This window comes from Amycolatopsis sp. NBC_00438, assembly GCF_036026695.1.
Classification (GTDB): domain Bacteria; phylum Actinomycetota; class Actinomycetes; order Mycobacteriales; family Pseudonocardiaceae; genus Amycolatopsis.
In genome coordinates this window covers 1,218,955-1,232,034 of record NZ_CP107923.1, presented here as the reverse complement: position 1 = coordinate 1,232,034, position 13,080 = coordinate 1,218,955, and the positions used below count along the sequence as shown (strand labels likewise).

The 13,080-nt window shown below is 73.9% G+C and carries 9 protein-coding genes; 2 read left to right on the top strand and 7 right to left on the bottom strand.

Annotated elements, in window-relative coordinates:
- The first annotated feature begins 112 nt into the window (after window positions 1-112).
- Window positions 113-316, top strand: a complete 204-nt coding sequence (locus OG494_RS05885) for a hypothetical protein (RefSeq protein ID WP_328452710.1) — start codon at window positions 113-115, stop codon at window positions 314-316.
- A gap of 75 nt (window positions 317-391) precedes the next feature.
- The gene (locus OG494_RS05880; RefSeq protein ID WP_328458880.1) at window positions 392-1,246 is read left to right on the top strand and encodes an SAM-dependent methyltransferase; all 855 of its coding nucleotides are present in this window, start codon (window positions 392-394) and stop codon (window positions 1,244-1,246) included.
- Window positions 1,247-1,318: 72 nt separating this feature from the next.
- On the opposite strand, the gene OG494_RS05875 is transcribed toward OG494_RS05880, so the two are convergent.
- The 7 genes from OG494_RS05875 to OG494_RS05845 all read right to left on the bottom strand — a co-directional run bounded on the left by OG494_RS05875 (window position 1,319) and on the right by OG494_RS05845 (window position 12,885).
- On the bottom strand, window positions 1,319-3,751 hold the full coding sequence (locus OG494_RS05875) for an RICIN domain-containing protein (RefSeq protein ID WP_328452708.1): 2,433 nt from the start codon (window positions 3,749-3,751) through the stop codon (window positions 1,319-1,321).
- 145 nt (window positions 3,752-3,896) lie between these two features.
- A complete protein-coding gene (locus OG494_RS05870; RefSeq protein WP_328452705.1) occupies window positions 3,897-4,280 on the bottom strand; it encodes a CU044_2847 family protein in 384 nt (127 codons plus the stop codon).
- Window positions 4,281-4,309: 29 nt separating this feature from the next.
- Window positions 4,310-5,623, bottom strand: coding sequence for an ABC transporter substrate-binding protein (locus OG494_RS05865; protein WP_328452704.1), 1,314 nt, complete (start codon window positions 5,621-5,623; stop codon window positions 4,310-4,312).
- Window positions 5,620-6,750, bottom strand: coding sequence for a hypothetical protein (locus tag OG494_RS05860; RefSeq protein WP_328452702.1), 1,131 nt, complete (start codon window positions 6,748-6,750; stop codon window positions 5,620-5,622). The genes OG494_RS05865 and OG494_RS05860 overlap by 4 nt, the downstream gene beginning before the upstream one ends.
- Complete coding sequence (locus tag OG494_RS05855; RefSeq protein WP_328452701.1) at window positions 6,747-8,183, bottom strand: VWA domain-containing protein; 1,437 nt, start codon at window positions 8,181-8,183, stop codon at window positions 6,747-6,749. The genes OG494_RS05860 and OG494_RS05855 overlap by 4 nt, the downstream gene beginning before the upstream one ends.
- 8 nt (window positions 8,184-8,191) lie before the next feature.
- Complete coding sequence (locus OG494_RS05850; protein WP_328452699.1) at window positions 8,192-11,335, bottom strand: serine/threonine-protein kinase; 3,144 nt, start codon at window positions 11,333-11,335, stop codon at window positions 8,192-8,194.
- Entirely contained in the window at window positions 11,335-12,885 is a 1,551-nt protein-coding gene (locus OG494_RS05845; RefSeq protein ID WP_328452697.1) for a S1 family peptidase, read from the bottom strand. Before OG494_RS05845 ends, OG494_RS05850 begins: the two co-directional genes overlap by 1 nt.
- Window positions 12,886-13,080: the final 195 nt, after the last annotated feature.

Here is a 13,080-nt window from a genome sequence, read left to right as displayed (position 1 = left end):
GGACGTGCTCGTGCGTGCCCCGGCTCACCGGCGCCCGGGGGTTTTGGGGTGCTCCGAATGGGGCAGTAACGCAGCACGGGAAGGGACCGAACCGACGCGGGAGGTGCCGTTAGTGGACAGGACAGGGGACGAAGTGGACACGGGGGCGCTCGGCCACCCGGGGTCCCGTCGCGACCTGACGGAACTGTCCGAGGCCGCGCGAGACCTCGACCGGCGGATCGAACAGCACCTGGCGCGGCTGCGCCGGGAACGCGTCGGACGCCGTGACGACTTCCGGGACGACATCCCGGACCAGCGGCTTCGGCCGAGCGGCTGACCTCGCGTTTACCGCGGGGACGCGACCTACTACGCTCGGTGGCCCAACGCCGCGCCGATGTCCTGCGAGGTCGCCATGTCCGACGTCCCGTCCCCGGGTTCCCCCAGCCAGAAGCCGGTGGGGGTGGATCCGGAGCGGCCGAGCATCGCGCGGATCTACGACGGGTTCCTCGGCGGTCACAACTTCTACGAAGTCGACCGCGTCGTGATGGAGAAGATCCGGCAGGCGGTCCCGGAAGCGGTGGACATCGCCCGCGGCAACCGCGGGTTCCACAACCGCGCGCTGCGGATGCTCGCCACCCAGACCAGGATCCGGCAGTTCGTCGACTGCGGGTCCGGGCTGCCGACCGCGGAGAACACGCACCAGATCGTCCAGCGCATCGACAAGGACACTGGCGTCGTCTACATCGACAACGACCCGGTGGTCCTGGCGCACGGCCGCGCGCTGCTCGCCGAAAACGACTTCACGCACATGGTCGAGGCGGACATCTTCAAGCCGGAAGCGGTGCTGGGCAACGACGAAGTGCTGCGGCACATCGACTTCGCCGAGCCGGTCGCCCTGCTGCACGTCGGCACCATGCACCACTTCGAGGGTGACGGCGCCGCCGACGTCATGCGCGAGTACATCGACGCGCTCGCGCCGGGCTCGTACGTGGTGCTGTCGCACTTCTTCGACCCCGAGGTGCCGGAGCTGACCGCGATCGCCAAGCGCATCGAGGACATCCTGACCCAGGGCCCCCTCGGCGCCGGCCGGTTCCGCACCCGCACCGAGATCGAGGCGATGCTGCCGGGCCTGGAGTTCCTGCAGCCCAACGCGACGTCCGCCCCGGGCCTGTCGGTGTGCGACGAGTGGTGGCCCGACGGCCCCCGGCTCACCCCGCTCAGCGGCTCCGCGAAGTGCGTGGCCGGGATCGTCGGCGTCAAGCGCTGAGCCCGCCCTGTCGTGGGTGTTCAGGGCGGTTAGAACCGCCCTGAACACTCACGACAAGCCGCGGCAGACTCGCTAACGCAGCTGCCAGAGGTGGTCCGCGGTTCCGTTGTCGGCGAACTGGACCACCTGGGCGCTGTCCGCCGTCGACATCAGGTCGACGCCGAGGACCTTGCCGGAATTGCGGTTCTTCAGCCGCCACCAGCCGTCGCCGTTGTCGACCAGCTGCCAGAGGTGATCCGCCGTGCCGTTGTCGGCGAACTGCACCACGCGCGCGCTGTCCGCTGTGGACATCTGGTCGACACCGAGCACCTTGCCCGAGTGGTGGTTGCGAATCCGGTACCAGCCGTCGCCGTTCGCGACCAGGTACCAGAGGTGGTCGTCGGTCCCGTTGTCGGCGAACTGCACCACCCGCGCACTGTCCGCTGTGGACATCTGATCGACACCCAAGACCTTGCCGGAGTTGCGGTTCACGATCCTGAGGGCCGCTCCCCCGCCGCCCGGCAGCCACGGGTGCCCGTCCGGCGCCGCCGTCGGGAACGACGTGACGCGCAGCCGCGCCGCGCCCATCGGGATCAGCGTGATCGTCTCGACCGGCGCGTCGCTCTTCGCCGGGGACGCCTGCAGCGGCGTGACGACGTGCTGGTCGTCCGCGGTCCACTCGGCGATCTTCCGCGCCGAGGTGGTGATCTTCACCGGGACGGCGTCCGGGGTGAACGGGTTGGCGGGCAACGTTCCCCCGGCCGCCGAGAAGGTCAGCGCCGCGTCGGGGGCCAGGCCGTAGTTCCACGGCGTCGTCGCGTGCACGGCGTACTGCGGGAACTGCGCGGAACCGCCCAGCGATTGGTAACTCTCGCCGATCTTCAGCGAGTAGGTCAGCGGGCCGTGGTCGACCGACCGCGAGTCGTGGTTCGCGCTCCAGGTCCGCACGGTCGTGCGCTGCGGCAGCGTCAGCGTGACGACGTCGCCGTCCGCCCAGGTCCGCGAGACCTTCGCGAACGACGGCCCGGCCGTCACCGCGACCGACACGCCCGCGACGACCAGCCGCGGCGCCGCGCACCACGCGGGAATCCTGAAGTACAACGGGAAAGCCAGGCTCCGAGGCGTCCGGACGGTGAAGGTGACCTGCTCGGAGAACGGGTAGGTGGTGTCTTCGGTGATGGTCACCGGGGTGCCGTCGGCGACCTTCGCCGTGACGCTGCTGGCGGAGTACATCGCGGCCGCGAGCCCGTTGTCCGGGGTGGCCAGCCAGAGTTCCTCGGTGAAGTACGGCCAGCCCATGCCGTAGTTGTGCGGGCAGCAGCGGTACTGGTCGACGCCGGGCAGGTAGGCCTGCATCGCGAAGCCGTTCTGGAACTGGCCTTCGCTCTTGGGCACGTTGTCGAGGTCGACGCTGTTCGCGCTGGTGATGTAGTGCACCGCGCGCCCGGCCGGGTCCAGCGCGGCGGGCAGCGAGTTGAACGCGAGGTCCTCGCAGCGGTCGGCCCACACCGGGTCGCCGGTCAGCCGGGTGAGCAGCTGGTGGCTGGCCATGAACTCGACGATCCCGCACGTCTCGAAGCCCTGCCGCGGGTCGCCGAAGCCGGGGCGCGCGTTCTCGTCGCCCGCGAAGCCGCCGCCGGCGAACTGGCCGTAGGTGGCCATGACCGTGCTGTAGTCCTGGTAGGTGGCTTGGGTCAGCGACGCCGAGCCGGTGCGCAGCGCGTACTGCGCGGGCTCGCGGAAACCCTGGGCGACGTTGACGTTGTGCAGGCTCGGCAGGTTCCCGACCCAGTTGGCCCCGTAGGTGTGGATCTTGTCGGCGAGGTCGAGCAGGAACGTGTCGCCGGTGCGGTTGAACAGCCAGAACACGCTGTCGAGCCCGTCACCCCAGCGGACGGACACCCAGCCGGAGTCGAACGCGCTGGGCCCCTGCGCGTTCATGTAGCGCAGGAAGCGGGTCAGGAACGGGACGACGCGTGTGTCGCCGGTCCATTCCTGCCACGACCGCAACGCCTGCAGCAGCGGCAGGTACGGCCAGAAGTCGGGGCCGTTGTCGAGCGCGGTGCGCAGCGCCGTCGGGCCGAAGAAGCCGTCGGACTGCTGAGTGGCGAGGATCGCGTCGATCCACTTGCCGGCGGTGGCTTTCGCGGTGGCGTCGCCGGTGACCGCGGCGAGGTCGACGTACCCGCGCAGCCAGTACGGCACCTCCTCCCAGCCGGTGCGCTCCGGGTGCACCCAGCCGCTGGTGGCGAAGTCGAGGAAGTGCGACGTCTGCGCGTAGTGCCCGCAGAGGCCGTCGAGCTGCAGGCGCAGCTGCCCGGCGAGCCAGCCGCGCGCGGTGACCGCGCCCGGCGGGAGTTTGAGGAAAGCGGTGGGCCGGAGCGGAGCCGCGTTCGGCGTGTAGAGCCCGCCGGCCGCGGGGGCGACGGTGCGGCCGCCGGGAACGGCGGCCCCGGCGTCCCGCGTACTCGCGAACAGACCGGCGGCGACGGCTCCGGCGACGAACTGCCTGCGGCTCAGCGGCACGGGAATCAGCCTCCGCGTTCGTTACAACGTTGTAAAAACAGTCCTACCCGCTGGATACAACGTTGTAAATCCGCCGTTCGTCGGAGGCCGGACGCGCGGGGGCGCAATCGGCGCCGATCGCGCGTCGCCGGGGCCGGGGCCGGGGCTACGGCGCGCCCGGCGACCCCGGAGCCGGCGCTTCCTCCGCGGCGTCCGCACTGTCCTCAGTGGACGGCTCGGCGCCGTCGCGGACCCACTTCAGCTTGACCTCGAACTGGCCCTGCAGACCCGTGCGGGCGATCACCGCGCCCGCCTGGGCGTCCAGCTTCACGCCGAACTTCAGCTCGACCTCATCCGGGCCCAGGTCGCGGAACTGGGCCAGCGCCGCGCCCGCGGCCGTGCGGACCTCGGCCAGCGCGTGCTCGAAGGTCGTCGCCGCTTTGCGGAGCGCGCCCGAGGGCAGCGCCGCCCGTTCGAAGCCCGGTTCGACTTCGACCTCGACCACCACCGAGCCACCGCCGGTCAGCGGGAACCGCACGTACTCCGGCACCGGATGTCCTTTCGTCGTAGGGAAACGCTTCAGGCCGGCCCGCACGGCAGGTCGAGCCACTGTTGCGGGCCGATGCTGCGGCGCACCTGCTCCAGTTCGCCGAGCAGGGTGCCGAGCCGGTCGGGGTGGGCCAGGTACTCGAGCACCGCCTGGTAGAACGCGCTGCTCATCGCCGAGGGCATCAGGTCCGACGCGTCGAAGCACAGGTCCGTGCCCTGCGCGAGGGTGCGGGCGATCCGCTTGCCGACGTCGCCGCGGTAGACGTCCTGATCGACCAGGCGCTGGTCCACGGAGAACGTGGTCCCGCCGGACGGCCAGATCCGCTGCCCCTGCTCTCCGGCCAGGTAGGCCATGAGCCGGCGCGCGGCGGGGGTGTCGTGGAACATCCCGGCGAGGTCGGCGGCGACTTCGGACGGCCCGGTGGTGCCGGCGCCCGGGAACGGGAAGAACCGGAAGTCCCGGTCGGGCACGGGCGGGCCGCCGGGACGGCGGATCGCGGTGTAACCGCCGATCGCGAACGAGCCCAGGTGCTCGAACACACACCCCGGCGGGTCGGTGAACAGGGCCTTGCCGGCGTCGGCGAACGAGGTGAGCAGCGCCGCCGTGCTGCCGCCGCGGACCGCGCCCGGCGCCAGGACCAGCGTGCCCCAGCTCTGCCACGCGTCGCGCACGCCGGCGTCGGTCCACGCCAGCCGGCCCGCCGCCCAGGCGCGGTAGGCCGACGGCCCGGCGCGGTGCAGCAGGATGTCCTCGATCCAGTCCGTGCCGGGGAACCCGGAGTTCGGCGGCGCACCCATGCCGAGGCACCACGGTCGCTGCCCGCCCGCGGCGAGCCGCTGCCCGATGGCCACCAGCTGCTCCCAGGTGGCCGGCTCGGGCTGGGTGAACGTCGCCGGGCTGTACCAGACGACACTCTTCAGGTCGGCTTTCACCGCCACCACGTACATCGCGGTGCCGCCGAGCCGCTGCAACCGCAGCCACTGCGGGCTGTACGCGCCGGCCGCTTCGGCGCCGAGGACGTCGTCCAGCGGCTTCAGCTCACCCGAGGCGGCGTACCCGGCGAGCTCGGCCGGGTTGGACAGCACCGCGACGTCGGGCGGCGTGCCCTGCTGCAGGTCGCCGCGCAGGACCTGGTTCTGCGCGCGGGTGCCCTGGTACCGCACCTCGATCCCGGTCTCCCGGGTGAACCCGTCGAGCACCTGCTCGAACGCGGTCTGCTCGTCGCCGGTCCACGGCCCGAGCACGCTCACCACGTCCGGGCCGGTGCCGGCCGCGCAGCCGGACAGTCCGAAGTGGACGGCCAGTATCGCGATCACCCCGAGGACAACGCGTCGCCTGGTCACGACCGGCTCCCGCCTCTCGTCTCGCGGAACCGGTATTCGTCGAGCCGCGGTTGCAGGCCCGCGACGACCAGGAGCCCGGCCCCGACGGCCAGGACCGGGATCCCCCAGCCCAGGACGCCGGTCCAGCCCGGCGCCGTGAGCCCCGGCCCCAGCAGGACCGCCTCGCCGACGTCGGCCGACGCCGCAGCGGGCACGGCCTGGGCGGCGGGCGCGGCGGCGGCGAACGCGGTCACCGTGTCGCCGCAGGCGGTGGCCCCCGCGCCACCGCACTGGGCGACCAGGACCTGGGCGAGCGTCCGCTGGGCCTGGCCGGCCCCGGCCGCCGTGGTGGCGGAGACCGTGTCCACGGTGCGCTCCAGCGCGGTCCCGCTGTCACGCGCGGCGGACTGCACCCCGAGCAGGAACGCCGTCGCCGCGCCCAGGAGCACGAGGACCGCGGTCGCGGCGAGCAGCGCGGGGTTCACCGCACGCCGGAAGGTGCGGGCGAGGAAGCGCTGCGTCCACCACAGCCCGCCGAGCAGGGCCAGCAGCGGCATCGCCCACAGCAGCGTGATCGCGGGGTCGAGCCACGCGGTGGCGAGCTGCTCGTCCAGCGCGGCGCGCTCGGCCGCGGCGAGTGTGTCGAGCCGCGCGAGGATGCCGTTCTCCCCCGCGGTCAGCAGGTCGGACGCGGACTGCAGGTTGCTCGCGGCGAGCGGGCCGCCGGCGTCCTGCCGGAAGTGCGCGTCGGCCTGCCCGATGAAGCTGTTGTACGCCGGCAGCAGCCCTTCGATCAGCCGCAGCGTCTGGCTGCCCGGCTCGCCGGCCGCGTTGTGCTCGGCGACCTGGGCGAGCTGCTGACCGGCTCGGGCGATCTGGTCTTCGTACTGCTCGCTGGGGCCGGTCAGGCGCGCCTGGCCGTGCTCGAAGGCGGCGACGGCGGCGCCGTGGGCCGCGACCAGGGCCTCCTTGGCGAGCGACACCTCGAGCACCGCGGGCGCGGTGCGCTCGCGGACCTCGGTGATGCTCGCCCGCGCCTGGAGGAGGGTGACCAGCGCGGTGGCCAGCACCAGCACGCTGCCGGCCACCAGGCCGAGCCGCAGCCACCAGAGGGTGGCCCGGGTGGTGCTGCGTGCGGGCCCGGTCACGACGGCACCTCCGCCGGCGGCTTCCCGCAGTGCCCGCACCGGTTCGCCGTCGGCCGGACCATATGTCCACAGTGGACGCACTTGCGCGGCGCTCCGCCGCTTCCGGGGGCGGCAGCCGCGGCCGGCGCCGCGGCGCCGGGAATCGCGGAGACGGTCGAGCCCAGCACGAGCGAGAAGCCGTCGCGCGGGCGCACGCCGTCCTTGACGGACACCTCGCCGTCGTCGCCCACGTCGATCAGCCGGCCCAGGCGCTTGAGGATCTCCGTGTTGCCCAGCCCGGTCGCGAGCCGGACCGCCGCACCCCATTCCCGCACCGCCTCGGCCCGGTCGTCCCGCGCGAAGGCGTCCCAGCCGGCCCGCACCGCCCGGCCCAGTTCGGCCTGGCCGGTGGCGCGGGCGACGTGCTCGTCCGGCACGCTCGACAACGCCAGGTCGTCGGTCAGGTAGGCCACGACCGCCTGGGCCTCGCCGACCGCGACGACGGCACCCTCCTCGTCCCCCACGACCAGGGTCACGGTGCCGAGCAGCCGGTCTTCGTTCCGGCCCAGCTCGGCCGGCGCGACGTCGAGGCAGAGGTGGTACTCGCGCAGCTCGTCGCCCCAGGCGCCGGTGGGCAGCTCGATCGCGCGGTCTTCGGCCCGGCACTGCGTCGTGAGGTCCACTTCGGACGGGAAGACCTGCTTGACGAACCGCAACCGGCTGTAGGGCAGCGTGGTCAGCCGCAGCCGGAGGTCGGGCACCGTCCGGCCCATCGCCCGCTCGACCAGCCGCCGGAAGTCCCCGGCCAGCTCGGCGTCCTCCAGCACGGCGTCGGCGGTGCCGCGCAGCACGGACGCGATGCGCTGCAGGTCCCGCGGCTCCCAGTCGTCGCCGATCCCCCGGGCGTCACACGCGAATTCGCCGCGGCAACGGTCGAGCGCGGCCTCCAGCGCGCCCGTCCGATCGGACTCGTTCTTGCCGTCGGTGAGCAGCACGGCGTGCCGGATCGCCCCCGGGCTCGCCCGGAACAGCTCCCGTGCCAGCTCCAGCCACGTGCTCATCGCGGTGCCGCCACCGGCGATCAGCCCGGCCGCCGCGGTCCTGGCCTCGTGCCGGGTCCGCTCGTCCGCCACGGCCAGCTCCGGCCCCGGCGGGTAGACCAGCCGGGCGTGCCCGGTGCACTCGACGACGCCGAACCGGACGCCGTCGCGCAGCGAGTCGACCGCGACCTTGCAGGCGTGCCGCGCGGCCTCGATCTTCGTGGGCGGCCAGTCCATCGAGCTGGAGCAGTCCACCAGCAGCAGTTCGGCGGTCTCCGGCAGCCCGGCCGCCGCCGTGGCGCCGGCTTCGCCCACGCGCACGGTGAGGACCGCGTCCATCCGGTCGTCCGACGGGGCCAGGTACTTGTTCTGGCTCAGCTGAAGGGTGAACGACGGGCTGTCCCGGTCGGGCATCGGAGGGATCACCTTCCGGTCTTGGGGCGGACGGAGTTGGCGAGATCGACCAGCACGCCGTGTTCGTTCCGGTCGCGCGCCCGCTCGGCGAGCCGGCGCAGGGACTGCTCCAGCCGGGCGCGCACGCCGTTCTCGGTGACGGGCTCGCCCAGCAGCGCCCCGCCGGTCCACGCCTCGCTGTCGTCCGGGTTGTCGAACGTGGCCAGTGCGGCCTCGCGCACGAGCGTCTCGAGCCGGTCCTGGGCTTCGGGATCGAGGTAGACCTCCGGCAACCGCCGGGCCGCGTCGGCGAGGTCGTCCCGGCTGGGCGGCCCGGACGGCAGCCGCCCGGCCCGGATCCGCACGGCGGCGATCCGCGCGGCGTCGTAGTGCCGGGAGACGGGCGGCACGGCGTCGAGCACGGCGACGGCGGCGTCCCGCCCCCGGCTGCGGAGGTAGCAGCGAGCCAGCCCGAACGCGGCGCTGACCTGGCTGTGGTCGCGATGCCACACGGAGCGGTAGCAGCCCTCGGCCACCTCGACGAGATCGGCAACCCTGGCGATCTCGGCTTCGGCTTCGGCCGCGGTCTCGGGCGCCTTGGCCGGCTCGGCGGCCGCGCGCAGTTCGGCACAGAAGCCGAGCGCGAGTTTCGGAGCAAGCTCACCGGGCCGGTTCCGGTGCACCCGATCGAACGCCCCTTCGGCGGCTTCGAGCGCTTCGGCGACCTTGACGGCTCTGGCGGCTCTGGCGGCTCTGGCGGCTCTGGCGGACGCAGCCGCCTTGACGGCCGCGGGGTCTTTGACGGTCCCGAGGTCCGTCGCGGCTCCGGCGGCACCGGCGGTCCTGGCGGCTCCGGCGGTCCTGGCGGCGCGGGTGGTCCTGGCGGCTCCGGCGGTCTTGGCGGCGCGGGTGGTTCGCAAGGCTTTGACCACCCCGGAAGCTCTGAAAACCCCGGCCACTCTGGCCAGCCCGGAGGTTCTGCCGGACCCCGCAAGTCCGGCTCCCCCAGCGGCTCTGCCTACCCCGGCGGCTCTGCCTACCCCGGCGGCTCTGACCGGCCCGGCTGCTCCACCAGGTCTGGCAGACCCGGCAGCACTGCCGGGCCCAGCGATTCCGGCTCCCCCGGAGACTCCGGCTACCCCAGCGGCGCCGGCTCCCCCGGCGGCGGCCGGCCCGGCACCTCTACTGGACCCTGCAACTCCGGCTCCCCCGGCGATGCCGGTCGCCCCGGCGCCTCTGTCGACCCCGGCAGCTCCGGCTCCCCCAGCGGCTCTGCCCACCCCGGCGGCTCCGGCCGGCCCGGCTGCTCCGGCCGGCCCGGCTGCTCCGGCGATCCCCGTGGCTCTGCCGAATCCGGCAGTTCCAGTTCGCCCCGCTTCTCCAGCCGCACCAACGGCCCTGGTTACCCCCGCCGCACCGGCAACTCCGGCAGTCCCCGCTGTCCCACCGGATCCGGCAGCTCCGGCGTACTCGCCGGCTCCGGCAGACCAGGCCTGCGCCGCGCCTCCGGCCTCCTCGGCGGCCCCTGCTGTCTCGGCGGCTTCGGCGGCTTCGGCGGCTTCGGCGGCTTCGGCGGCTTCGGCGGCTTCGGTGGCTTCGGCGGTGCACCGGACCAGGGCCAGCAGGCCGTGGTGCCAGGACGTCCGCCAGTCGCGGGTGGCTTCGGGGCCCAGCAGCGTCTCCGCCGTGGACAGTGCTTCCGCCGCGCCGCGGCGGTCCGCCAGGGCGATCAGCGCCCGGGCCCGGGCGAACTCGATCTCGACGGAGCTCCCGTCGAACAGGGCCAGCTTGTCCAGCCAGCGCTGCGGGCTGTGCGCGCCCGCGGCGGCGATGAACTCCGCGGCCGGGTCGTCCGGGTCGATCCGCGGGATCGGCAGCCACGCCGCGCCCTCGGCCGCGTCCGGCAGGCCCGTTGTCAGGTGTCCGCGCAGGAACTCGCCGCCGGCCCAGCGGTCGAGGCCGGGGACCGCGCCCAGCCCGGTGTCGAGCAGTTCCGCGGTGTCCTCGAACAGGGCCGAAGGCACCGGACGCGGCCGTTCGTCGCGCAGGGAAAGGATTTCGCGGCGCACGCCGTCGAGCTGCTCCGCCATTTCCGACGCCGAGGCGAACCGCCGCTCGAACGGCCCGACCGCGCGCCCGAGCACCCGCCGCAGCGAGCCGAGACCGCCGGCGATGCGGGCCGGGTCGGGGTCCGGGGCGGCGGCGTCCAGCAGCGCCTCCAGGGTCCGGCCGACGGTGTGCAGGTCCGAGCGCACGGTCAGGCCGTGCCGGGCCAGCTCGTGCGCCGGGGCCTGGAACCCTTCGGTGCCGACCCCGGTGCCGGGCGACCCGTCGTCCGGCCGGGCCGCGCCGAGGTCGATGACCTTGACCCGCTTGTCGCCGTGGATCACGTTGTCCGGCTTCATGTCGCAGTACAGCAGGCCTTCGCCGTGCAGGTAGTCCAGCGCGGCGAGGATCGCCCGGCCGTAGACGATCACGTGGTCGACCCGCGGCGCCGGCCCCTTCGCGAGGATGTCGCGCAGCGACCGGCCGCCGACGTACTCCATCACGATGTAGGTGTCCGGCTCGCCGCCGCCGGGGGCCGGGTGCTCGGCGAAGTCGCCGATCCGCACGATGTTCGGGTGGTCGAGCCGGGTGAGCACGTCCCGCTCGACCCGCGCGAGCGCGCGCAGCACGGCGCTGCCGCTGTTGATCACGCCCTTGAGCACCACGTGCTGGTCGCCGAGCGCGGTGTCGGTGGCCAGGTACACCCAGCCGAGGCCGCCGCGGGCGAAGCAACCGAGGACGACGTAGCGATCGCCGACCCGGTCGCCGGACTTCAGCTTGGGCAGGAAGGAGAACCGCTCACCGCAGCTTTCGCAGAACCCCTCGGCGAACCCCGGCTCACCGGCGTAGGCGCGGCCGACGGGGTCCCCGCAGTGGCCGCAGAACCGGTGCTGCTCGGGGTAGTCCGGGTCGGCGAGGACGAGCTTCTCGGGGTCCGGCACCTCGATCGCGGGCAGTGACTGGAAGTCGGCCTCGCCGCCCCAGAACTCGACGCTGCGGCGGGTGCTCTCCGTGCTCGGCGCGGGGTCCGCGGGCGGCGGTTCGGCCGGGAGGCGACGGCGGCCGCACACCTCGCAGAACCCGATCGGCCCGACCGGTTTCCCGTGGCACCACACCGGTTCGGTCATCACGCGCCCTCCAGCCGGCGGCGCACCGCGCGCACGTACCGCTCGACCAGGTCGGCTACCGACGTCTCGTCCGAGGCCGCGGCGAGCGCCGCCATCGCCGGGCGGTACAGCTCGCCCAGTTCTTCGTCTTCCATCAGGCCCGCGTCGGTGGCCTTGGCGTTGTAACCGCGGAGCCGGCCGCGCAGTTCGTCGTGGCGGGCCGCGCGGGCGTCGAGTTCGGTGTGCAGCCGGATGAGCTCCAGCCGGGCGGCCTCGGCGTCGCGCTCGGTCACGGCCAGGGCGCGGCGCACCCGGCCCGGCTCGACGTGCTCGCCCGCCGACTGCAGCGCGGCCAGCCGCAGGCGCAGGTCCGCGGCGTGGCCGGGCACTTCGACGCCCGGGTGGGCGTGCGACGCCAGGTCGCGGGTGCGTTCCTCTTCGTGGTCCACCATTTCGACCAGCAGCGCCAGCCGGTCGAGGCGGCGCGCGTTGCGTTCGCCCTCCCAGCGCCGGGCGAGACCGACGCCGGGCGAGTCCGGCGTGCTGAACTGGACGAGCACCGTGGCTCCCTTGTCCATCAACGGTTTCACCGCTTCGGTGAGGACTTCTTCGGGAGCTTGGGCCGCGTCGACCCCGGCCACCGCCACCGCGACCTCCTCGGGGTTGGTCGCCAGCACGGTCGTGACCTCTTCGGTGCCGATGCCGGCGCTGACGTGCTCGGCCACTTCGCCGGCGGTCTTGCCGGTGGCGTCGACGACCGCGGCGAGCCGCTCGCCGAGCCCCGGGCCCGGCGCGCGTGGGCGGGACACCCGCCGCTCCCGCCGCGCCTGGGCCAGGAAATCCCGGACGACGGCCGATTCGCGGTCGCCGATGAGGACGACGATCGGGCCGGCCGGCGGCCGCGGCGGCTCACCCACCCACCGTGCCACCGCCGGGACGTGCCGGACGATCGTCTCGACCGGGATGAGGTACGCGAGCCCGACGCGTTCGTCGGTGTACTCCGTGACGACCATGCCGAGCACCGCGCCGGTCGCCTTGTCGATCACGCCGGCGCCGCTGAACCCGCGGCGGACGCGTTCCCCGGGCGGCTTCGAGTTCAGCTGGACCCATTCGCCGCCGGCGCCGGCCGGCCCGGCCAGCTCCGCGTCGTTCACCCAGACGCCGTGCCGGTGCGGGTGCGGGAAGCCGTAGGTGTGCACCACCCGGTCGCGCACCGCGCCGAGCCGGACCAGCGGGGCACCCGGCACCCCGGGGAACCCTTCGCTCAGGTCCAGCAGCGCGACGTCCGCCCGGCCGTCGGCCAGCGGCGGCGCCCAGCAGCCGGGCCGCACCCGGCCGGCGGTCTCCGGGGCACCCGGCAGGCCGACGAACCGGACCAGGACCTCACGGGGAGGCGCCGGAGCCTGGTCCTCCCCGGCGGCGGCCTGGACGACGTGCGCGCAGGTGAGCACCGTGGATTCGCCCAGCAGCATGCCGGCACCCAGTGTCCGGCCCGACGAGTCCAGCACACACACCCGCCACGGCTCCGAATCCTCCGCGCGCCCTCCGGCAGCACCGTTGTCCACCCTCATTTTCGGCGACCATACGGCGGCGCACCGACACTCCGGGTGCCCTTCGGCCGGTTCGGCCACCAGATCACCCGAACGGCCGCAGCGCCGGCGTGGGTCACGCGCCGCGGAGTTCTCGCGCTTCGGACGGTTCGCCGGCCCGGGCCGCAGGCGCTGCGCGATCATCGGATGCAGGCCGCGGATCAGCCGCCGTCAGCA

Coding starts and splice junctions, on each gene's coding strand:
- OG494_RS05880 (WP_328458880.1), top strand. CDS start 392: ATGTCCGACGTCCCGTCCCCGGGTTCCCCCAGCCAGAAGCCGGTGGGG.
- OG494_RS05855 (WP_328452701.1), bottom strand. CDS start 8,183: ATGCCCGACCGGGACAGCCCGTCGTTCACCCTTCAGCTGAGCCAGAAC.
- OG494_RS05850 (WP_328452699.1), bottom strand. CDS start 11,335: ATGACCGAACCGGTGTGGTGCCACGGGAAACCGGTCGGGCCGATCGGG.
- OG494_RS05845 (WP_328452697.1), bottom strand. CDS start 12,885: ATGAGGGTGGACAACGGTGCTGCCGGAGGGCGCGCGGAGGATTCGGAG.